Here is a 21,969-nt window from a genome sequence, read left to right on the forward strand (position 1 = left end):
AAGTCGGCCGACACTCTCGGCCGCCTTTTCCTCTCTGGACCCTATTTATGATCGACACGCAAACGGCGTTTGACCGCTACGAAAGCCTGCGCGACGCGCTGCCTTCGGCAACCTTCCCCGCCACCTCACTCACTGGCCGAAACCTCAGCGACACCGCCGAGCACTATGACGCCTATATCCTTGATGCCTTTGGCGTTTTAAACCGCGGCGAAACCGCCATCGAGGGCGCCGTCGCGCGGATGACCGACTTGCGGGCTGCTGGTAAACAACTGATCGTATTGACCAATGCTGCCAGTTATACCCGTGTCGAAATCCTTGCCAAATATCATCGCCTTGGCTTTGACTTCACCGCTGACGAAGTGGTTTCTAGCCGCGATGTCGCCTTCGCCAACCTGCCTAGACTTGCAGACGGTCAGGTCTGGGCAGCCATCTCCGCGAAAGGCGATGACTTCAGCGATGCCCCCGCATCCGCCACACTCCAGGATCTCATCGCGCACCCCGACCTCCTGAACACCGCTGGCGGCTTTCTGTTCCTTTCCACCGCCCGCTGGAATGACGCAGACACCGACACGCTTGCGAAGGCACTGCAGGACAATCCTCGCCCGCTAGCTGTCGCCAATCCAGACCTCGTGGCCCCGCGCGAAGACGGCCTGACCACGGAGCCCGGTATGATTGCCCATGACCTTATCGCGCAAACCGACACCAACGCCGCGTTCTACGGCAAACCCTACGGCAACGCCTTTGACACCGCTCTGGCACGTCTGGACGGCATTCCCCGCCACCGCATCGCCATGGTGGGTGACACGTTACACACCGACGTGCTTGGCGGTGCCGCAGCCGGCATCGGTACGATCCTGATCACCGATCATGGCCTGTTCAAAGGCTTCAACGTCGCGCCTTACATCCAAAAATCCGGCATTCAACCGGATTGGATTGTCTCGACAACGTAAGGCGTCACAAAATGGGGCGTGCCTCAGCGCCCCACAATCAACAGTTCTTTGGGCAAGGACGTCAGCGCCCGCACGCCATCGGCCGTAACGAGCATATCGTCCTCAATCCGCACGCCAAAATTTCCAAGATCATATAGCCCCGGCTCATTGGTCCAAACCATACCTTCGCGGATGACCTCATGGTTGCCGCGCATGATGTAAGGCGCCTCATGCACCTCGCGCCCCAAACCATGCCCGGTCTTGGTGCGAATGCGATCCGCAAAAGGCGAGGCCTCCAACACACCTGTGACCTCATCGTCGATCTGATGCGCGGTGACGCCAGGCTTGGTCACCTCAAAGCCACGCAGATTGGCGGCCAAAACGGTCTCATACACCGCCCGCCCCTCTTCGCTGACATCGCCAACAAACACGGTGCGCGTGATGTCCGCCGCAAACCCATCTTTGCGCGCACCAAAATCAAACAACAGCGCGTCACCTTCCTGCACCGTATAGTCTGCCCGCGCCTTGCCATGGGGGCGTGCCGTGTTGTCGCCCGCCACAACGATGGGGGAAAACGCCAGATCATCTGCCCCTTCGGCAAACAATGCCTGGATCAACGCGCTCTCAATCTGTTTTTCGGTCTGCCCAATCCGCACACCGTCCAGCACGCGAGTCAAAGCCCGCTCGGACACATCAATCGCCGCCTGAAGCGCCGCGACATCCGCTTCGGTCTTGATCACCCGCAGCCCGGAAATCGCTTTCTCGCCATCCACAATCTGTAGATCCGGATGTGCCTTGGTCAACGCCACTTGCACAAACACGCGCATCACCTGGCCTTCAACAGCAAGGGAGCCAATCTTCAGATGTTCGGTGAGCGCAGTAAAAGCCGCGTCATACCCATCCTGATCGCGCCAATCAAACACCGCGCCCTCAAAATCCACCAACGCCCAGCTGCCCAGCTCCAGGTTAGGCACAATCGCCGCCGGCGCGCCCTCTGCCGGGATCACCGCCAAAAATGGGCGCTCGTGGCTCATGAACGGCTTGCCAAAGGCGCGGGTGAAATTTGGCCCCGGCACCAGCGCCACGGCATCCACATTCAGATCCCGCGCCACTTGGCGGTATTCGGACAGGTTCGACATTCTGATCTCCTGAAAACTCTCTTCGCAGCATCACTTCTGCATTTTTGGATACAGTATCCACATATGCACTTTAGGCACAATCACCATAATCAAGCAGGGCGCGAAGGTCCAAGGAATCGCTCCAAAACGCACCACAGCATTGCATCGGCAATTCAATATTTTTGCGAAATTTCCCTGCAGCGGTCTCCGTCAGGCCATCCATAGCGCCTAAAATCATCAACCACATTAGCCACCAAAAACCGCACATTTTCAACACCTTAAACGCGCCGCCGTCATTCAAAAAAAACAGCATCAAACCGCTTCAGTTATTTTATATTGGATTTTGTATCCAATTTCACTTAGCACTCAGCCCACCAGAATTTTGGGAGGACCCTATGCTTAAGAAAATTGCTGCCATCGCGGCACTTACAACCTTCGCCGCCATCCCGGCCAAAGCTGACACACTCGACGACGTAGTTGACCGCGGCACACTGCGCTGCGGAGTGGTGCTCGATTTTCCGCCAATCGGCTACCGTGATGCCAACAACGAGCCAGCCGGTTATGACGTTGAGTACTGCAACGACCTTGCCGCAGCGCTGGAAGTGGAAGCCGAAGTGCTGCCGGTGACCTGGGCAGAACGCCTGCCAGTGATTGTGACTGGCCGCGCTGACGTGGTGTTTGGCGCCACGTCTGACAGCCTCGCCCGCGCCCGCACCGTTGGTTTCACCATCCCCTACGCAATTTACTACGCCCAAGGCGTGGTGAACGCAGACAGCGGCATCACGAGCTTTGACGACATCCGTGGCAAACGCGTCGCCGCGGCCATCGGCACCGTACCGGAGCAAGAATGGCTGAAAATCGCCGCCGAATGGGGCGAAGAAGGCAACTATCAGGGCTACCAGTCCGAGAACGAAGTTTTCCTGGCTGTGGCACAGGGCAAAGCTGACATCGGCATCACCACCAACACTGCCGTTCTGCCTATCACTCAGCAGTATGACAGCATTCTCGCGGGCCCTCGCATGCCTTGGACCACCGATTACACCTCTGTTGTTGGCAAACGCGAAGATGTTACCTGGCTGAATTTCCTTAACCTGTTTGTGACCCATCAAGTGCGCTCCGGCCGCTATTCCGAGCTTTGGGGCAAATACGTTGGTGGCGAAGCACCAGAGCTGCGCATCCCCGGCGTGATGTACTGATCCACCACTCCCTAAAACCCGCCTCTGTCCAGCACACGCTGGGCGGGGGCCATGGGAACAAACCACATGTTTGATTACAACTTCCATTGGCGACCGGTGATGAAAAGCCTGCCAGACTTGCTAGAGGCAGCTTTGCTGACCCTGCAGGTTGCGGTACTGGCCATGATCCTTGGCATTGTCATCGGCCTCTGCCTGGCGCTGATCCGTCTGCACATGCGCGGCCCGCTTTTGTGGCTGGCCTCCACTTGGGTGGAGCTGGCCCGTAACACCCCTGCCCTGTTTCAGCTCTTCTTCTTTGGCTTTGGTCTCGGCTCTTTTGGCCTGCACCTCTCGCCTTACATGATTGTGCTCATGGGCCTGACCTTCAACTGCGCGGGCTATCTCGCGGAAAATTTCCGTGGTGGCTTTCAGGCCATTCCAGACACCCAAATCCGCGCTTCCCGCTCACTCGGCATGAATGCGTGGCAGGCCTACACCCGCATCGTGATCCCGCAGGTGTTCCGCATCGTCTACCACCCGATCACCAACCAGATGGTCTGGGCCGTGCTCATGTCCTCCCTAGGCATGCTGGTGGGCTTCCGCGAACTCTCCGGTGAGACGCAGTTCTTTGCCTCCCGCACCTTCCGGATCTTCGAATATTTCGCTGTCACCGCGGTCATCTACTACGTGATCGTCAAACTCATCCTCGGAGCCTCCCGCCTGCTGGCGACCCGGCTCTTCCGATATTGAGGGAGGCTTTCATGGAACCTACGATTAGCTTTTTCAGCGGATTTGCTCCCAAAGACCTTCTGTTTCTTGGCGAAGCCGCCCTGCGCACCATGTGGATTTCGATCCTGTCGATCTCCATCGGTACAGTGCTGGGCGTGGTCTTCGGCTGGGTCTTATACGAAGGCAAATGGGCCGCAGCACTCACCGTTGCCCCGATCCTAGACGTCTTCCGCTCCGTACCTCTGATCATCCAATTGGTGCTGTTCTACAACTTCGCACCCATCATTGGCCTCAATCTTGATCCCTTTGCCTCCGGCGTGGTGATCCTGACAATCTACACCGCCTCATTGGTGGCCAGCGTGGCCCGTGGTGGCATCGAAGCCGTCGACGCCCCCATGCGCCGCGCCGCGCGCAGCCTCGGCATGAGCTACTGGCAAGATCTGCGCTATGTGGTCCTGCCCATCGGAGGCCGCGCCGTATTCCCCGCTTGGGTTGGTGTTGCCCTTGGCGTGATGAAAGACAGCGCGCTGGTCTCGGTGCTTGGCTACGTCGAACTGCTCAAAGCCAGCCAAATCCTAATCACCCGGACACAGGAACCCTTCCTTATCCTCTCAATCGCAGGCGCGTTCTACTTCGCGCTCAGCTACCCAATTTCGCGCTACGCCGCGTCGCTTGAAAGAAAGTGGGCCCAATGATCGAAATTCATGACCTGCACAAATACTTTGGCTCTTTGCACGTGCTCAAAGGCATCGACCTGAACGTCAAAAAAGGAGAAGTGCTCTCCGTCATCGGCGCGTCTGGCTCGGGCAAATCCACCCTGCTCTACTGCATCAACGGGTTGGAGCCGGTTCAGCAAGGCAAAGTGGTGGTCGACGGCACCGACGTGCATGCCAAAGGCACCGACATCAACAAACTGCGCCAGCAGCTTGGCATGGTGTTTCAGCAATGGAACAGCTTCCCGCATCTGACCGCGCTGGAGAACGTCGCCCTCGCGCCCAAGATCGTGAAAGGCAAATCCAAGTCCGAAGCCCGTGAAATTGCTGCACAACAGCTCAAACACGTGGGTTTGGGTGACAAACTTGACGTTTACCCCTCCGCGCTTTCCGGTGGTCAACAACAACGTCTCGCCATCGCCCGCGCCCTCGCCATGGAGCCGGAATACATGCTCTTTGACGAAGCCACCTCCGCGCTTGATCCGGAGCTGGTCGGCGAGGTGCTCGAGACCATGCGCATGCTGGCCGAAGAAGGCATGACCATGATCTGCGTGACCCACGAAATGGGCTTTGCCCGCGACGTGAGCGACCGCGTCGCCTTTTTCCACCAAGGCGTGATGGAAGAGATCGGCCCGCCGGAGCAAATCTTTGGCAACCCGCAATCCGAACACACCCAAAAATTCCTCGCCAACGTGCGCTGACCCCGCACGCAAGATCAAAAAGGCTCAAGCTATGACAAAAAACATCTTCTCCGGCACCATGCCAGCCCTCATGACCCCGTGCAAAACCGACCGCACCCCGGATTACGACGCGCTTGTGAAAAAAGGCCACGACATGATCGCGGCTGGCATGTCCGCCGTTGTTTATTGTGGCTCCATGGGCGATTGGCCCCTGCTGACCGACGCAGAGCGCATGACTGGCGTGGAACGTCTGGTTGAGGCGGGCATCCCCGTTGTCGTCGGCACCGGCGCCATCAACCCAAAATCCGCTGTTGCCCATGCCGCCCACGCTCAAAAAGTGGGCGCCGTTGGCCTGATGGTGATCCCGCGCGTGTTGTCCCGTGGCTCCTCCATGGCGGCTCAGAAGAACCACTTCAAAGCCATTCTTGAGGCCGCGCCAGACGTGCCTGCCATCATTTACAACAGCCCGGTCTATGGTTTCGCCACCAAAGCCGAGCTGTTCTTCGCCCTGCGCGCAGAACATAAAAACCTGATTGGATTCAAAGAGTTCGGCGGCAAAGATGATCTGCGTTACGCCGCCGAGCACATCACGTCCCAAGATGATCAAGTCACCCTGATGGTTGGCGTGGACACCGAAGTTTACCACGGCTTTGTCAACTGCGGCGCCACCGGCTCCATCACTGGCATTGGCACAGCCCTGCCCAAAGAAGCCCTGCTGCTTGCCGCCCTGTCGCAGAAAGCCGCCGCAGGCCACGCAGAGGCCCGTAAGCGGGCTCAGGAACTCGAAGAAGCCTTTGGCGTATTGGCCAGCTTTGATGAAGGCACCGATCTGGTGCTTTACTACAAATACCTGCTCGTCCTGAACGGCGAGGAAGAATACCGCCTGCACTTCAATGAAACCGACGTTCTGAGCGACGCCCAGCGCAACTATTGTGAGCAGCAATACAGCCTGTTCCAAACGTGGTTTGCCGACTGGTCCAAGCAAGGCGGAGTCATCGCTGAATGCATGTGATCGACAGCCATACAGGGGGGGAGCCGACACGGGTGATCCTGGACGGGGGGCCGGATCTGGGGACCGGCTCCCTTGCGGAGCGCGCCCACCGCCTCGCCACAGAGCATGAGGATTTCTACCTCTCCGTCATGCGCGAACCCCGTGGCCAACCAGCCATGGTTGGTGCGCTTCTGGTGGAACCGGTGGACCCCACCTGTGTGGCCGGTGTGATCTATTTTGACATGGGCGCCGTGCTTGGCATGTGTGGCCACGGCACCATTGGCCTCACCGTGACATTGGCACATCTGGGCCGCATCACTCCTGGTGTGCATCGCGTCGAAACCCCGGCTGGTGTGGTTGAGGTGGAACTCAGCGATGCCAACACTGTGACCGTGCGAAACGTCGAAAGCCGTCGCGTGCGCAAACAGGTCACCGTGGACGTACCAGGTTACGGTGCGATCACCGGAGACGTGGCTTATGGTGGCAACTGGTTCTTCATCCTTGATCCCAGCCCTTTGCCAGTCAACATCGGCAACATCCGCGCACTGACGGACATGGGCATCGCCATACGTGAGGCTGCCAATGGCATCGATGCTGGTGGGGAGAATGGCGAACCCATTGATCACGTGATCTTCCAGGGCGAAGCGCCGGAGAAAGGCGTGCACAGTCGCAACTTTGTGCTCTGCCCGGACGACACCTACGACCGCTCTCCTTGTGGTACAGGCAGCTCCGCCCGGCTGGCCTGTTTGGCCGCAGACAACCGCTTGGCGGCGGGTGAAGAGATCGTACAGCACAGCGTGATCGGCAGCCCCTACACGCTGTCGTATCAAACCGGCCCCAACGGCGGCGTGATCCCCTCCATCACAGGACAGGCGTTTGTCACCGCACAAAGCACTATCCTGTTTGAAACCGAAGACCCTTTCAAACACGGCATCGCGCATTAGCGCCTTCCGGACAGACATCCCTCCCCTTGCCTGTCCGGTTAAATCCTCTCACGACAGGTCACAGGCATGACAAACGACATCATCGTTATTGGCGCCGGCATCATCGGCATCTCCACCGCGCTGGAATTGCAACGCCGCGGCCATCAAGTCCGCGTGTTGGATCGCACAGGCATCGCAACCGAAGCCTCCAGCGGCAATGCAGGCGCCTTTGCCTTCACCGACATTGAGCCTTTGGCGACCCCTGGCATCATGCGCAAAGCCCCCAAATGGCTGCTTGATCCGCTTGGGCCCCTGTCGCTTCCCCCCTCCTACGCGCTAAAAATTGCCCCTTGGATGCTGCGCTTCTGGCGTGCCAGCTGGAAAGACCGCTACGCCGCCTCAGTAGATGCCCAAACTCAGCTAATGACCCACTCCCGCGCTGCGTTGGAACGCCAGATCACCGCTTTCAATGGCGAAGACATGATGCAGCGCGAAGGCCAGTTACAGCTCTATGAAGGCACAAAAGAATTCCGCGCCAGCTTGCCCGGCTGGGACCTCCGCCGCGCCCATGGCATCGACTTTCAAATGCTTGAAAGCCCGGACGCCATCGCAGATATCCAGCCCGGCCTTGATCCTCGGTTCACCCACGCGGTCTTTACTCCTGCTTGGATGAACACAGTTGATCCACAAGCGTGGACCCAGCACCTCGCTGACACGTTTCTCTCCCTTGGCGGACGCATCGACACCGCCAACATTCACGCGCTGAAATGCCATGACAGCGCGGCCGTTGTGTATACGGAAAATGGCCCCATCACCGCGCCCAAGGTGATTGTCGCTGCTGGCGCTTGGTCGCGCCACCTCGCCCAAACCATGGGCGACAAGATTCCGCTGGAAACAGAGCGGGGCTATAACACCACGCTACCCGCTGGTGCTTTCCCGCTGCGCACCCACCTAACCTTTTGGGGGCACGGTTTTGTCGTAACCAAGATCAACGGCGGCGTGCGCGTGGGCGGCGCTGTGGAACTTGGCGGCCTGAAGCTCAAACCAAATTACAAACGCGCTGACATACTCTTACAAAAGGCAGCCCAATTTATGCCAGCGCTAAACACCTCCGGCGGCAAGCAATGGATGGGCTTCCGCCCGTCCATGCCTGACAGCCTGCCCGTCATCGGCCCCTCTGCCCGCAGCAGTAACATCCTCTACGCCTTTGGTCACGGCCACCTCGGCCTCACCCAATCCGCTGGCACCGCTGAACTGATCGCGGACCTCGTGGACAATGCCACCCCAGCCATCCCTCTCACCGCCTATGCGGCCACCCGTTTCTGAAAGGAGCGCATCCATGAAAATCTCTGGTTTGAACGTCTACCAAGTTGACCTGCCTCTGAAAGAAGGCCGTTACAACTGGTCCAACGGCAACTTCATCGAGGTGTTTGACAGCACGGTGCTGGAAATTCTCACCGATGAAGGTCTCAAAGGCTACGCCGAATGCTGCCCACTTGGCTCCGCCTACCTGCCGTCTTTTGCCAAAGGCGTGCGCGCCGGTCTGGCAGAGCTGGCGCCGCACCTCATTGGCCAAGACCCGCTCAACATTGGCGCAATCAACCGCACCATGGACGCCGCCCTACGCGGTCACCCCTATGCTAAAGCCCCTGTCGACATCGCCTGCTGGGACTTGCTGGGCAAAGCCACTCTGCTGCCGGTTTACACCCTGCTGGGCGGGGCTGCGCAAGACGACATGGTGCTCTACCGCGCCATCAGTCAGGAAGACCCGGATGTCATGGCCAAGAAAATCGAAGGTTATGCAGCGGAAGGCTACACCAAATTCCAACTCAAGGTAGGCGGCGAAGCCAATGACGACATTGACCGCATCCACGCCACCCGCGCCGTGCTGAAAAAGACCGATCAACTCGTGGCCGACGCCAACACCGGCTGGACCCGCCACGAGGCCGCTCGTGTTGTGAACGCCGTTGCCAATCTCGACGTCTATATCGAACAACCCTGCCTGACCTATGAGGAAAGCGTCTCGATCCGCCGCCGCACCTCCCTGCCGTTTGTGATGGACGAGGTCATCGACACGCCCAACACCTTGGTGAAAGGCATCGCTGAGGACGCGATGGACGCCATCAACCTGAAAATCTCCAAGGTCGGCGGTCTCACTAAAGCCCGCCAGATGCGCGACCTCTGCGTGGCCCATGGCATCCCTATGACCATCGAAGACACCTGGGGCGGCGACATCACCACCGCCGCGATTGCTCATTTGGCCCGCTCCACACCCGCGGAATTCACTTTCTCCGCGACAGACTTCAACTCTTACGGCACAGTCACCATCGCCGAGGGTGCACCGAAGCGCAAAAATGGCCGCATGACCGCACCGGACACACGCGGTCTTGGCATCACACCTGTGTTTGACGCTCTGGGCGATCCTGTCGCCACTTATCGCTGAAGGACCACATAATGCGCAGCAGCAAAACCATCCACGTGATCTCCGCCCATGCCGAAGGCGAAGTGGGCGACGTGATCGTCGGCGGTGTGACCCCACCACCGGGCGACACCATTTGGGAGCAACGCAGCTTCATTGCCAAAGATCAAACCCTGCGGAACTTTGTCCTGAACGAACCCCGTGGCGGTGTCTTCCGCCACGTGAACCTCTTGGTCCCGCCCAAGCACCCGGACGCCGACGCCGCCTGGATCATCATGGAGCCCGAAGACACGCCCCCAATGTCCGGCTCCAACTCGATCTGCGTTTCGACCGTGCTTCTGGATGGTGGTATCGTCCCAATGCAGGAACCAGAGACCTTTATGACGCTGGAGGCCCCCGGCGGTTTGGTGAAAGTCCGCGCCGAATGCAAAGACGGCAAGGCACAGCGCATTTTTGTGCAAAACCTGCCCAGCTTTGCTGACAAAATTGGCGTGCCACTCGAGGTGCCGGGCCATGGCACCATCACGGTCGACACAGCTTATGGCGGTGACAGCTTTGTGGTTGTCGACGCGCAAGCACTTGGCTTTGACATTGTCGAAGACGAGGCCAAGGACATCGCGCGTCTTGGCGTGGCCATCACCAACGCCGCCAACGACCAGCTTGGCTTCACACACCCAGAAAACCCGGATTGGAACCACATCTCCTTCTGTGCCTTCTGCGGCCCGCTTTCCCGTACCGAGACCGGCCTCACAGGTAAATCCGCCGTCGCGATCCAGCCGGGCAAGGTGGACCGCTCGCCCACGGGCACGGCCGTGTCTGCCCGCATGGCGCTCATGGCCGCCAAAGGTCAGATGAAACCAAACGAGACGTTTGAAGCCGTTTCCATCATCGGCTCGCGCTTCTCCGGCCGCATCGTAGACAGCACAACCGTTGGCGACCGCCCAGCCATTGTCCCGGAAATTTCCGGCCGCGGCTGGGTCACCGGCATTCATCAGCACATGCTGGACCCTGAAGACCCCTGGCCCACCGGCTACCGCCTCAGCGACACCTGGGGCGCTTAAAACAAGCTGGGCAGCCGATCAGCCGCCCAGTTTCTTCAGATCCGACAGAAGCGCTTTGGGCACCTCGACAAATCCACGCTCTGTATTGCGTGACCGCGCCTCAAACCGGCGCTGAGACGGCAACCGTGCGCCCTGATCCAGAATATCCGCAAACAACCGCTCTGCCTGCGCGTCATTGTCAGCCACACGCCCGCCACTTAGGTGATAGGGATCAAACGCCAGAATGATCTGCCCATGATAGGGCGCGCCACCCTGCCCTTCGGCAAAAGCCATGCTTTCCGCGCTGGTCAAATCATCAATCAACGGCCCCGCCATCAGCTCAATCATGATCGACAAAGCGGACCCTTTGTAGCCACCAAAGGTCAGCATTGCGCCATCCAGCGCCGCCTGCGGATCGGTGGTTGGATTGCCACCCACATCCACCGCCACACCTTCTGGCAAAGGCTTGCCAGCCCGCAGGTACAGCTCAATCTCTCCCCGTGCAAACCCACTGGTGGCAAAATCAAACGTAAATGGATTTTTACCCGTACGCGGCCAGGAAAACGCCAATGGATTGGTCCCCAAAGTGCCCCGTTTGCCCCCTGCCGGCGCAACCCAGGAATGGCTTGGCACCATCGACAAACCTGCCAACCCTTCTTTTGAAAGCCGCTCCACCTCTGGCCAAAGCGCGGAGAAATGGAAGCAGTTATTCACCGCCATCGCCGCCATGCCAAACTTACGGGCCTTCTCGATCATCGTCGGCATCGCCTCATTCACCGCCAAAATAGACATCGCATCCCGCGCGTCCACCCGCACGATCGCGCCGTCTGACGGGGCAATATGTGGCACCGCATGCCCGTCAATCTTTCCGGCCTTCATCGTTTGATGGCACATAAACAGGCGGAACAGCCCGTGGGACTGGCAATCATCCCGCTGACATTGGTACAGCATCTCGGAAATTGCAGCCGCATGGCCCGCGCCATAGCCAACGTCTGATAAGGTTTGCACCGCAAGCTGGCGCACATCTTCCAGCGTGATCTCAACCATTTCAGCCATTGATACCTCTCCCAAGCGCATTCAGTGGATATCGGATACAATAGACTCAAGCCACATCTCAAGCTGGAAAACTTCCTCACAAGCACAAATCTTGTTGGAAAATCAGCATACAGCCGGTACCTGTATCCAAAACACAGCTTTATATGAGGGATACGGCATGACTGGGAAGCGCGCGGTTACCAAACAGAGTCTGCCGGAGATGATCGCCAACGATCTGCGTGAGCGCATCCTGAGCGGCGACATGTCTGAAGGGGAGCCAATCCGCCAAGAAGCTCTTGCTGAGGAGTATGACGTCTCCCGCATGCCAATCCGCGAAGCCCTCAAACGGCTCAACGCCGAAGGTCTGATCCAATGGGCTAACAATCGCGGCGGCACGGTCACCAAGCACTCCATTGCCGAGATTGGTGAAATCTTTGACCTGCGCATCCTGATTGAAACCGATCTCTTTAGCCGTGCAATTCCGCAAATGTCGCTCACCGATTTTGACAAGTGTGAGACCATCTTACAGCAAATGGAAGCCTCGTATGACGAGGATGATGTGGCACGCTGGGGCACTTTGAACCATGAGTATCACAGCGCTCTTTACGCGTCCGCCGGACGTAGCCTGACCAAAGACATCCTTGACCGTATCAACCTCCAATCTGATCGCTATGTGCGCCTGCATCTGAGTGTGATGGAACAGCGCGAGCCGGCCAAAGAAGAGCACCGCAACCTGCTCAAACTGGCCCGCGAGCGAAATGAAGATGCAGCCTGTGATCTTTTGGCGGCCCATATCGAACGCACAAAAACCGAGCTGCTCGAGCTTATCGAAGCCAAACGCGCCATCGAAACCTGAGACGAAGCCGCTTTTTGCCGGAACGGACTTGCACGCTCAATCAAATTGGATACAATATCCATAACTGATCCTTCAAACAGCGAGTCCCACATGACTTTTGTCCCTCACGGCAACCACCTTATTGCTGGCACCTGGGTGTCCGGCGACGCCAAATTCCCGTCTGAACCTGCCCACGGCCCAGCCCATGACTTCTCGGTTGGCACTGTCAACAATGTCGACGCCGCCGTACAGGCCGCCGAAGACGCCTTCTGGAGCTTTGGCTACTCCACTCGCGACACCCGCGCCGCCTTCCTGAACGCCATCGCGGATGAAATCGAAGCCCGCGCAGATGCGATCACCCAAATTGGCACGCAAGAAACCGGCCTGCCCGAAGCCCGCCTGCAAGGCGAGCGCGGCCGCACCACCGGTCAGCTGCGTTTGTTTGCAGAGCACATCCTCAAAGGCGACTATCTCGATCTGCGCCACGATCCTGCCCTGCCCGATCGCGCTCCAGCTCCGCGCCCCGAGCTGAAAATGATGCAGCGCCCGATTGGTCCTGTGGCCGTGTTTGGTGCCTCCAACTTCCCACTCGCGTTCTCCACCGCCGGTGGCGACACCGCCGCTGCTCTGGCCGCTGGTTGTCCAGTTGTGGTCAAAGGCCACTCCGCCCACCCCGGCACTGGCGAAATCATCGCTGAGGCCATCCTCGCTGCAATCAAATCCTGTGACCTGCACCCCGGTGTGTTCAGCCTGATCCAAGGCGGCAACCGCGCTGTTGGATCTGCCTTAGTGCAACACCCGCTGATCAAGGCAGTAGGCTTCACCGGCTCTCTGGCCGGTGGCCGTGCGCTGTTTGATCTCTGCGCCGCCCGTCCGGAACCCATCCCCTTCTTTGGCGAGCTTGGGTCTGTGAACCCGATGTTCATCTTTGAGGCCGCGCTTGCCAACCGCTGCAGCGATCTGGCCACCGGTTGGGCAGGCTCATTGACCATGGGCGCAGGCCAGTTCTGCACCAACCCAGGCATCGCCGTGGTGCTGGCAGGCGCGGATGCCAAGGCCTTTGCCCAAGAAGCCACCGCTGCGCTGTCTGATCAACCAGAGCAAACCATGCTCACTGACGGCATCGCCGCTGCTTACCGCAAAGGTCAAACTCTTGTGGCCGAGACCACCGGCGTTCAGGAACTCCTGAAAACCAGCTGCGACCTGCGCGGCGCCACACCGTACCTCTACCAAACCACGGCAAAAAATTGGCTCGCCAACGAAGTGCTTGGCGAAGAGGTCTTTGGCCCGCTTGGCGTGATCCTGGTTGCGGACACCCTCGACGAAATGCGCGCCGTTGCCAAACAACTACAAGGCCAGCTCACCTGCACCCTTCACATGGATGACGCCGACACCGAAGCCGCGCAAAGCCTGCTGCCCATTCTGGAACGCAAGGCAGGCCGCATTCTGGCCAACGGCTTCCCGACCGGCGTGGAAGTCAGTGACACAATGGTGCATGGCGGCCCTTACCCGGCTTCCACCAACTTTGGTGCCACCTCTGTAGGCACTCTGTCCATCCGCCGCTTCCTGCGCCCGGTGTGCTACCAAAACCTGCCAGCCGCCTTGGATCCAACCACAGAAACCTAAGATCTGGCCAGCCGGTTCTATCCTTAAGACACCTCCCCAAGGGCGGCATCACCATGATGTCGCCCTTTCTTTGCGCCGCGCCCGCGCCTTTGGTCGCAGTTGCACTTCCCTCGCTTTCCAGTAGCTTACCTTCAAGACCCGCAGCCAGTTTCAGCCAGCCCCCTGTTTGTTACACAATCGGAGCGACCCTCATGCGCCCCATTTCCCATGTTGACCGCGTTCTGGACGCTGCTTTTTCGCCCTCTGCTGCCGCACACTCCCGCCTCGCCGCAAGCTGGCGCCGCTCTGCCCATAAACACGGATTGGACCCAGCCTCCAAACGCGACGTGGCCCGTGTCACACAAGACTGCCTCAAACACCGACGCGCAACTCTCGACACGTTTATGACCGTCGCCGCCCCACGCCTCGACGCGCTTTATGCCCTTGTCGGCCAATCTGGTTGCGGCGTGTTTTTGTCGGACGCCAAAGGCGTGATCCTGGATCAACGGCTCAGCGACGCCGACGCCTCCACCTTTGACCATTGGGGGCTCTGCAATGGGGCCGACTGGAGCGAAGCGCAGGAAGGCACCAACGGCATTGGCACCTGCCTGACCGAAGGCCGTCGCCTGATCATCCACCGCGACGAACACTTCTTTGCCTGCAACACCGGCATGAGCTGCATCGACGCCCCGATTTATGGCAGCGACGGCACAATCGTCGCCGCTCTGGACGTTTCCTCCGCCCGCGCGGATCAAACCGAAGCCTTCAATCGCCTGATCGCTGCCCAGGTCGCCCAAACCGCACGCGCCATCGAAGAAGCCCACTTCCGCGCCACCTTCCCAACCGCCCGCATTGTGGTGGCAGAAAGCGAAGACGCCGAGGCCGCCACCCTGCTTGCCATCGACAGTGACGATTTGGTGGTGGGCGCCACCCGCGAGGCCCGCCGCGTCTTTGGCATGGAAGCCAGCTCCCCACTGTCGCCGCGCCCGGCAGCAGACATCTTGGGACGCGAGGATGGTCCCACCGGCTTTGAGAAAGCCGAACGTGCCGCCGTGGTGCGCGCCATCGCCCGCGCAGACGGCAACATCAGCCAGGCGGCGCGCCAGCTTGGCATAGGCCGCGCCACGCTCTATCGCCGCATGAAACGCCTCGGCCTCAACGAAACGTGACCACATGTGTCTCACCGCTGAGACACCTCGTTTGCACAACCGTTTGCCCCCTCCATGACGCGCGCCTCCGCACACGCCATCCTCCCCGCAATCCGATCGGAGGAGATCGGCATATGAGGAGGAAATTATGAACGACATGACCCACACAGAGGCAGGCACCTATGTCTCGCCATTTGCAGCTCGCTACGACAATTTCATCGGCGGCGAATTTGTTGCACCGGTCAACGGCCGCTACTTTGACAACGTCACCCCGATCACCGGCGAGAAAGTCTGCGAAGTCGCGCGCTCTGACGCCGCGGACATCGAAAAAGCACTGGACGCCGCCCATGCCGCCAAAGGCGCCTGGGGCAAAACCTCTGCGGCTGAACGCTCCAACCTGCTGTTGAAAGTCGCGGACGCCATCGACGCCAACCTGGAGCGCCTCGCGCAAGCAGAGACCTGGGACAACGGCAAACCAATCCGCGAAACCATGGCCGCCGACATTCCGCTGTCTGCCGACCACTTCCGCTACTTCGCGGGCGTACTGCGTGGTCAGGAAGGCAACATGTCCGAAATCGACGCGGACACCGTAGCGTACCACTTCCACGAGCCTCTGGGCGTTGTGGGCCAGATCATCCCATGGAACTTCTCCATCCTGATGGCCGCTTGGAAACTGGCACCTGCATTGGCCGCCGGCAACTGCATCGTGCTGAAGCCAGCTGAGCAAACCCCAGCCGCGATCATGATCCTTGCGGAAATCATGTCCGAATTCCTGCCTGCTGGTGTTCTGAACATCGTAAACGGCTACGGTGCAGAAGTGGGTGCCCCACTGGCTGGCAGCAAGCGCATCGCCAAAATTGCCTTCACCGGCTCCACCGCCACCGGCAAAAAGATCATGGAAGCGGCCACCGACAATTTGATCCCGGTCACACTGGAACTGGGCGGCAAATCGCCAAACATCTTCTTCTCTGATGTCATGGCCAAAGATGACGCCTTCCTCGACAAAGCTGTCGAAGGCTTTGTGCTCTTTGCGTTTAACCAAGGCGAAGTCTGCACCTGCCCATCTCGCGCGCTGATCCAGGAAGACATCTACGAAGAGTTCATCAAGCGTGCCATCGCCCGCGTTCAGGCCATCAAACAGGGTGACCCGCGTAACCCGGAAACCATGGTGGGTGCACAGGCTTCCGTGGAGCAGCAAGAGAAAATTCTCTCCTATCTGACCATCGGGGTTGAAGAAGGTGCCGAAGTGCTGACCGGCGGCGCAGCAGCCAAATTCAACGGTGAGCTTTCAGGTGGCAACTACATCCAACCCACCATCCTGAAGGGCCACAACAAGATGCGCGTCTTCCAGGAAGAGATCTTTGGCCCGGTTGTCTCCGTGACAACCTTCAAAACCGAAGAAGAGGCCCTCGAGATTGCAAATGACACCATGTACGGCCTCGGCGCCGGTGTTTGGTCGCGTGACGCCAACACCTGTTACCGCTTTGGCCGCGCCATCGAAGCTGGCCGTGTTTGGGTGAACAACTACCACGCGTATCCGGCCCACGCAGCGTTTGGTGGCTACAAACAGTCCGGGATTGGCCGCGAAAACCACAAGATGATGCTGGACCACTACCAGCAGACTAAAAACATCCTGATGAGCTACAACCCAAACAAGTTGGGCTTCTTCTAGGATCGCCTTCCCCCGTGAGGAAACTTCCCCCGCTGCATCTGTGGCGGGGGCTTTTTTATGCTTGCTCAGAACCGGCGCCAATCATCACATCGGCCAAGGTCCCATAGGCCGCAACCCAGGCCATTTGCACATCCTCTGTGAACGCCTCGCCAAGCCCCTGATGTAACGCCCACATTAATGCTTCGCCGACACATGTGTAGTGCGCGGGTGTCACCCCATACCCACTATGCCGCTGCCCCAATGCAACAACCGCAGGCAAAAACCGCCCCGGTGCGTTGAGGCATTTCATCACCAACTCCAACATCTGCATAAACTTTTTCTTTTGCCCGCCCATGTCCTCGGCAAACAGAGGCCGCAACTGCGGCTCCAGATCAAACAATCGGCCATAAAACAGATCCGCAATGTCTTCTGAAATCGGCGTCACCTTCCGAAAGCTGTCGTGCACCAAATTGATCTGTTCAGGGGTCATCTCAAGGATCCTTCGCAAAGGTAGCAATTTGAGCCTACACCAGATTTTTGATGGCAAGTCGCGAAACTTGCCCTTCGCCACCACGCCCATTGGTCCGCACTACCTTGCACACTCAAAAACCCAGTCGCGCCCCACTGTTGCGTCCCGTCTGTGGCGCGAGCCTGCAAAGCATCCCCATGCCACAGAGAACCTTCGCAAGCCACGCCCATCGGGGTCGCCGTTTCGATTTAATGCGCCTGCCTCCGATACGCCTCCACGGGCAGTCCACCGATGCCCCAATCCTCCAGCGCAACCTCAGTGATCACCACAAAGGTGGTTGCTGGGCTTTTGCCCAATACGCTCTGTAGCAGGTCCGTGACCCCTGCAATCAATTCGGCCTTTTGATCCGCGCTTGGGCCGTCGCCATTTGGACCACCTTCGCGGGTCACTTCGATATTCACATAGGGCATCACTCAATCCTCTTGTGGAACGTAGGTGAAGACTTTGGTCACAATGCGCCAGCCAGTACCGTCATCAACCAGCGTGAGCACATCCAGAAACACACGCCCCATCATGCTCATTTGTGCTGTGACATGTGCCAAACGCTCCCCCGGGAACGCAATTTCCAGAACCCGTTCGCTGCGCGGATCACCACGTTTGGCCGGCGGTTCACGCCCATTCACACGGTCCATGTAGGTCTCCAGGTCAAGAAACAACTCATCCCCCGGAGTGGCGCAAACGTAAGCCAACTGCGGATGAAACACCGTTCGCAACAACACACTGTCTGCCTGATGCAGCCCCTCAAAGTAGGTTTCCATCAGCGCGCCAACGGCTTTGAAATCAGATGCAGTCATTGGATCAGCCCCTCTGCGCGCATCGCACGTTGAGCCGAAGGGCGCGAGGCCACACGGGTCACAAACGCAGCCAGGTGAGGCCACCGCGTAATGTCGATTTCGGTGAAGTTGGCCCAGTTTGACACCACGAACAAATAGGCGTCAGCCACAGAAAACCGGTTAGAAACCAGCCATTTTCGGCCATCTTTCAACTGTGCTTCGATCAGATCAAATTTGCTTGCGACCGCGGTGCGCGCAGTGTCTTTGCCAATCTCGGACGTGTCGTTTCGAAACAGCGGCCCAAAGGCCTTGTGCAACTCGGTTCCAATCCAATTGAGTTGCTCATTCACCCGCGCGCGGTCCAACGTTCCTGCAGCTGGTGCCAAACCCGCCTCAGCGTTGCTGTCCGCGATAAACTGCAGAATGGCTGGTCCTTCGGTGAGCACGCCGCCTGTGTCCAATTCCAACGCGGGCACATATCCTTTTGGGTTGATCAGGTGATAGTCCGCCCCGGCTTCGGTGAGCCCCGCCTCGGTGTCTACCATTTCAATGTCATGGGTGAGCCCCACTTCATGTAAAATGATGTGGCTGGCCAACGAGCAGGCTCCGGGTTTGTAGTACAGTTTCATGGGATGCTCCTGTGATAAAAGATGCCCCATGGCTAAACGCCAAAACCACAAATTGATAATATTGTGTTCTCACCTTAATGATTGAGAAAATCGATCATTAAGGCGCTCTATTGAAACACGATCAACTTTTGGCGTTAGACGCAATTGTCTCAACCGGCACGTTTCGCGGCGCGGCAGAACGGCTGAACAAGTCCCAATCGGCCGTCAGCCACACAATCCGCCTGCTCGAAGAAGAACTTGAGATTGCGCTGTTCAGCCGCGCAGCCTACCGCCCAGCCCTGACGCCTGCTGGTGAGGTATTTTATCGTGAAGCCTCTCGTGTTCTGCGTCAGATGCAGGACTTGCGATCAACTGCAGCGCAACTTCGCGCCCGTGTGGAGCCTGAAGTGAGCCTTGCAGTAACCGCAACGATGGACCTGGATCCGCTGTTGTCCGCATTGACGGATGTTGGCCACAAACACCCCACGACACATATCCGGTTGGCCATGGAAATGATGGGTGGGCCAGTGGCCAGGTTGATGGAGGGCAAGGCAGATATCGCGTTGGCTTCGATGGATGGCGTGCCGATGGATGACGTTGAAGCCGAACCCGTCGCAGAGGTGACAATTCGCCCCGTCGCCAGCCCCAAATTGGACCTGCCCGCCGGCCCCCGTGCACTGTCTGTGTCCGACATGCAAAGCTACATCCAAGTTGTCACCGCAGGATCCGGCGGCGACGCCTATACGCAAAGCCGGGACGTCCTACCAGGGGGACGCAAATGGACGGTCTCCGATCTTAGCGCCAAGAAAAAGGTGATTGTCTCTGGCTTGGGTTGGGGCGGTATGCCGGATCACATGACAATCAATGAACGCCAGGCAGGCGCTTTGCGGCCCCTGAATCTGGCGGGCTTCCCCCCGCGCCATACGGTCCTTTACAAAATTAGGCGCAGAGATCGCCCCCCGGGCGTTGTCGCCACAGACCTTTGGGAGCGCATTGGGGCTAGTTGACTTTCTAAAACGCCCACAGGCTCTCCCCGCCTCCTTCGCACAGAGCCCTATGGCGTATTGGAACCGCACGCAAAACCACGGCGGCTTGCCAGACCCAACAACAATCCGCTTGACTCAAAGCGCCCATTGTTTTCAAAAATGTCCAACATTATCTGTTTTGGGCGACAAAATGATCCTTCGGCGCGACACTCAGGAAGACGACACCGTCATTGCGATGCTTGCGGCGGCTTTGCGGCGCGACATCTCTTTTGGCACTTTGTTGCCCGACCAAAAGCTCAAACTTCAAAGCCTGCGCGCGCGTTATGGTGGGTCAAATCACTCCATGCGCGAAACGTTGCGATTGCTCACCGCCGAAGGGCTGGTGGAGGCCACATCTCAGCGCGGATTTCGCGTCGCCTCAGCAACTGAGGATGACGTGCGAGACATTCTGATGGTGCGGACGGAGATCGAAAAACTGGCCCTCGGCCTCGCCATTGACACAGGAGATGTTGCTTGGGAAGGCCGCGTAATTGCCGCGCATCATGCGCTTCGCAAAGCTGAAGATGACATCGCCCAAAACGCTGATGATTTGACCGCAATGCAATGGGATGAAGCATGCCGCGCCTTTTCATATGCGCTTATTGATGCCTGCGGCAGCCCGCGACTGATCGACCTTCAGCGAAAACTATACAATCAAAGCCGCCGGTATCGACTGGCCCTGCTCCGCGAAGGGCAGCTTGATTTTACGGCTCGTTGCGCCAACCAACGCGCACTTGTCGATGCGGTTTTGACCCGAGACCGTGACGCCGCAATCGCGGCTTTGGTGGCAGATATCAAGTCTGAACTACAACCAGACATCTAAATCAGATCATTGGGAGGATAACGTGATCAAACTTACTCGCCGGAAGGCACTGGCCCTGATGGGCGGCACTGTTGCAGCAAGCGGTTTGGCCGCGCCTGCATTGGCCATGAACAAGAAAATCAAAGTGGGCGCGCTGCGCTTCACATCCCACTCCGGCAACTTCGTGGCCTTTGAGCGCGGATACTTCGCCGAAGCAGGCCTGGATGTGGAATTTGAATTTTTCCAAGCGGCGCAACCAATGGCCGTCGCCATTGCAAGCGGCGACATCGATTATGCCGTGACCGCGATTTCTGGCGGCCTCATCAGCTTGGCTGACAAAGGCGCAATCAAAGTGATTGGCGGTGCGTTGCAAGAAGAAGCGGGCATTGATGGGCAGAAATACCTGATCTCCGATGCCTCGTATCAAGCCGGCGTCAAAAGCCTCAAAGACCTGGATGGCAAGAAATACGCCGTCACCCAAGCTGGCTCGTCTTTCCACTACATGGGCGCAAAAATGGCGGCGGCCGAGGGCATCAATCTGAACTTCACCCCTTTGCAAAAGGTTGGCGCGATCATCGGCGCGATGAAGTCTGGTCAGGTGGACGGCTGGTCGATTGTGCCGCACATTGCCAAACCTCTGGCAAAAGCTGGCGCATGGCACATTGCCGGCAACGTCTCGGACTACATCCCGGACTATCAGGTCACAACCGTGTTCACCTCCGCCAACAATGCGGCCAACGAACGTGGTCAGACCGAAAGCTTCCTGGCTGGCTTCTCCAAAGGCGTGGATGACTATTCTGCCGCCATGATTGACGGCACTGCGGATCAGGACGCGATGGTCGATCTCATCCACAAATACGTCTACACAGACCGCGAACGCGCCAAGGCAGCCGGATCCATCATCAACGGAACCATGCGCATCAGTTCCGGTGCGGCGCTGAACGTGGGCTCCGTTCAGGACCAACTGAGCTGGTTCCAATCCGAAGGCTTGGTGGACGCAGACATCACCCTCGACACACTTGTAGACAGCTCCTACGTGGAAACAACCGGCGCTTAAACGCCCTCAGGCGGGGCTGCCTGGGCCGCCCCGCCGCAGACTTCTTGAGGCACAACATGGACATCAGGCTTGATGGCATTGGCCATTCCTATGATGGCGTTGAGGTGATGCGCGACATCACACTCGACATCCCAAACCAACAAATCATCTGCATTGTCGGGCCGTCAGGCTGCGGAAAATCGAC

At 58.5% G+C, this 21,969-nt stretch carries 25 protein-coding genes; 18 read left to right on the forward strand and 7 right to left on the reverse strand.

The window, feature by feature from the left end; all coding sequences use genetic code 11:
• The first annotated feature begins 47 nt into the window (after positions 1-47).
• The gene (locus tag QZ517_RS08130) at positions 48-950 is read left to right on the forward strand and encodes an HAD hydrolase-like protein (RefSeq protein ID WP_294224913.1); all 903 of its coding nucleotides are present in this window, start codon (positions 48-50) and stop codon (positions 948-950) included.
• A gap of 23 nt (positions 951-973) precedes the next feature.
• Here QZ517_RS08130 and QZ517_RS08135 read toward each other — a convergent pair whose 3' ends face one another.
• Positions 974-2,068 (reverse strand): Xaa-Pro peptidase family protein, encoded by a 1,095-nt coding sequence (locus QZ517_RS08135; RefSeq protein ID WP_294224916.1) that lies wholly within the window; start codon positions 2,066-2,068, stop codon positions 974-976.
• Positions 2,069-2,138: 70 nt separating this feature from the next.
• The gene (locus QZ517_RS08140; RefSeq protein ID WP_294224919.1) at positions 2,139-2,360 is read right to left on the reverse strand and encodes a hypothetical protein; all 222 of its coding nucleotides are present in this window, start codon (positions 2,358-2,360) and stop codon (positions 2,139-2,141) included.
• Between the two features lie 82 nt (positions 2,361-2,442).
• Between QZ517_RS08140 and QZ517_RS08145 the strand changes: the two genes are divergently transcribed.
• From QZ517_RS08145 to QZ517_RS08185, 9 genes are all read left to right on the forward strand, one after another.
• Complete coding sequence (locus QZ517_RS08145) at positions 2,443-3,243, forward strand: transporter substrate-binding domain-containing protein (protein ID WP_294224922.1); 801 nt, start codon at positions 2,443-2,445, stop codon at positions 3,241-3,243.
• A gap of 51 nt (positions 3,244-3,294) precedes the next feature.
• Complete coding sequence (locus QZ517_RS08150; protein WP_294224925.1) at positions 3,295-3,972, forward strand: amino acid ABC transporter permease; 678 nt, start codon at positions 3,295-3,297, stop codon at positions 3,970-3,972.
• Positions 3,973-3,983: 11 nt separating this feature from the next.
• The gene (locus QZ517_RS08155) at positions 3,984-4,646 is read left to right on the forward strand and encodes an amino acid ABC transporter permease (protein ID WP_294224928.1); all 663 of its coding nucleotides are present in this window, start codon (positions 3,984-3,986) and stop codon (positions 4,644-4,646) included.
• The gene (locus QZ517_RS08160; RefSeq protein ID WP_294224931.1) at positions 4,643-5,365 is read left to right on the forward strand and encodes an amino acid ABC transporter ATP-binding protein; all 723 of its coding nucleotides are present in this window, start codon (positions 4,643-4,645) and stop codon (positions 5,363-5,365) included. Before QZ517_RS08155 ends, QZ517_RS08160 begins: the two co-directional genes overlap by 4 nt.
• 31 nt (positions 5,366-5,396) lie before the next feature.
• Entirely contained in the window at positions 5,397-6,356 is a 960-nt protein-coding gene (locus tag QZ517_RS08165) for a dihydrodipicolinate synthase family protein (protein ID WP_294224934.1), read from the forward strand.
• The gene (locus QZ517_RS08170) at positions 6,347-7,279 is read left to right on the forward strand and encodes a proline racemase family protein (RefSeq protein ID WP_294224937.1); all 933 of its coding nucleotides are present in this window, start codon (positions 6,347-6,349) and stop codon (positions 7,277-7,279) included. Before QZ517_RS08165 ends, QZ517_RS08170 begins: the two co-directional genes overlap by 10 nt.
• A 66-nt stretch (positions 7,280-7,345) precedes the next feature.
• Positions 7,346-8,584 carry an FAD-dependent oxidoreductase gene (locus QZ517_RS08175; protein WP_294224940.1) on the forward strand — a complete coding sequence of 413 codons (1,239 nt, stop codon included), beginning with the start codon at positions 7,346-7,348 and terminating at the stop codon, positions 8,582-8,584.
• Positions 8,585-8,597: 13 nt separating this feature from the next.
• Complete coding sequence (locus QZ517_RS08180; RefSeq protein WP_294224943.1) at positions 8,598-9,701, forward strand: cis-3-hydroxy-L-proline dehydratase; 1,104 nt, start codon at positions 8,598-8,600, stop codon at positions 9,699-9,701.
• Between the two features lie 11 nt (positions 9,702-9,712).
• Positions 9,713-10,738 (forward strand): proline racemase family protein, encoded by a 1,026-nt coding sequence (locus QZ517_RS08185; RefSeq protein WP_294224946.1) that lies wholly within the window; start codon positions 9,713-9,715, stop codon positions 10,736-10,738.
• Between the two features lie 18 nt (positions 10,739-10,756).
• Here the strand turns inward: QZ517_RS08185 and QZ517_RS08190 are convergent, their stop codons facing one another.
• On the reverse strand, positions 10,757-11,773 hold the full coding sequence (locus QZ517_RS08190; protein ID WP_294224949.1) for an Ldh family oxidoreductase: 1,017 nt from the start codon (positions 11,771-11,773) through the stop codon (positions 10,757-10,759).
• Between the two features lie 157 nt (positions 11,774-11,930).
• Here QZ517_RS08190 and QZ517_RS08195 point away from each other — a divergent pair, with 157 nt between their 5' ends.
• From QZ517_RS08195 to adh, 4 genes are all read left to right on the forward strand, one after another.
• Positions 11,931-12,608: a GntR family transcriptional regulator gene (locus QZ517_RS08195; protein WP_294224953.1), complete on the forward strand. Its 678-nt coding sequence runs from the start codon at positions 11,931-11,933 to the stop codon at positions 12,606-12,608.
• 90 nt (positions 12,609-12,698) lie between these two features.
• Positions 12,699-14,213, forward strand: a complete 1,515-nt coding sequence (locus tag QZ517_RS08200) for an aldehyde dehydrogenase (NADP(+)) (RefSeq protein WP_294224956.1) — start codon at positions 12,699-12,701, stop codon at positions 14,211-14,213.
• Between the two features lie 191 nt (positions 14,214-14,404).
• Positions 14,405-15,361 carry a GAF domain-containing protein gene (locus QZ517_RS08205; protein WP_294224959.1) on the forward strand — a complete coding sequence of 319 codons (957 nt, stop codon included), beginning with the start codon at positions 14,405-14,407 and terminating at the stop codon, positions 15,359-15,361.
• Positions 15,362-15,488: 127 nt separating this feature from the next.
• Positions 15,489-17,012: an aldehyde dehydrogenase gene (gene adh / locus QZ517_RS08210; RefSeq protein WP_294224961.1), complete on the forward strand. Its 1,524-nt coding sequence runs from the start codon at positions 15,489-15,491 to the stop codon at positions 17,010-17,012.
• A gap of 55 nt (positions 17,013-17,067) precedes the next feature.
• Here adh and QZ517_RS08215 read toward each other — a convergent pair whose 3' ends face one another.
• The 4 genes from QZ517_RS08215 to gstA form a co-directional block, all read right to left on the reverse strand.
• The gene (locus QZ517_RS08215; protein WP_294224965.1) at positions 17,068-17,481 is read right to left on the reverse strand and encodes a globin family protein; all 414 of its coding nucleotides are present in this window, start codon (positions 17,479-17,481) and stop codon (positions 17,068-17,070) included.
• Between the two features lie 227 nt (positions 17,482-17,708).
• Positions 17,709-17,930, reverse strand: coding sequence for a 4-oxalocrotonate tautomerase family protein (locus QZ517_RS08220; RefSeq protein ID WP_294224968.1), 222 nt, complete (start codon positions 17,928-17,930; stop codon positions 17,709-17,711).
• Positions 17,931-17,933: 3 nt separating this feature from the next.
• The gene (locus tag QZ517_RS08225; RefSeq protein WP_294224971.1) at positions 17,934-18,314 is read right to left on the reverse strand and encodes a nuclear transport factor 2 family protein; all 381 of its coding nucleotides are present in this window, start codon (positions 18,312-18,314) and stop codon (positions 17,934-17,936) included.
• Positions 18,311-18,922 carry a glutathione transferase GstA gene (gene gstA / locus QZ517_RS08230; protein ID WP_294224974.1) on the reverse strand — a complete coding sequence of 204 codons (612 nt, stop codon included), beginning with the start codon at positions 18,920-18,922 and terminating at the stop codon, positions 18,311-18,313. The genes QZ517_RS08225 and gstA overlap by 4 nt, the downstream gene beginning before the upstream one ends.
• Before the next feature lie 110 nt (positions 18,923-19,032).
• On the opposite strand from gstA, the gene QZ517_RS08235 reads away from it, so the two are divergent.
• The 4 genes from QZ517_RS08235 to QZ517_RS08250 all read left to right on the forward strand — a co-directional run.
• Complete coding sequence (locus tag QZ517_RS08235; protein WP_294224977.1) at positions 19,033-19,908, forward strand: LysR family transcriptional regulator; 876 nt, start codon at positions 19,033-19,035, stop codon at positions 19,906-19,908.
• Positions 19,909-20,077: 169 nt separating this feature from the next.
• Entirely contained in the window at positions 20,078-20,749 is a 672-nt protein-coding gene (locus QZ517_RS08240) for an FCD domain-containing protein (RefSeq protein ID WP_294224979.1), read from the forward strand.
• A 58-nt stretch (positions 20,750-20,807) separates the two neighbouring features.
• Entirely contained in the window at positions 20,808-21,785 is a 978-nt protein-coding gene (locus QZ517_RS08245) for an ABC transporter substrate-binding protein (protein ID WP_294224985.1), read from the forward strand.
• A gap of 56 nt (positions 21,786-21,841) precedes the next feature.
• Positions 21,842-21,969 (forward strand): ATP-binding cassette domain-containing protein (locus QZ517_RS08250; protein ID WP_366766021.1); only part of this gene is annotated, 128 nt, incomplete at its 3' end.

The organism is uncultured Shimia sp. (assembly GCF_913054185.1).
Taxonomy (GTDB): domain Bacteria; phylum Pseudomonadota; class Alphaproteobacteria; order Rhodobacterales; family Rhodobacteraceae; genus Shimia.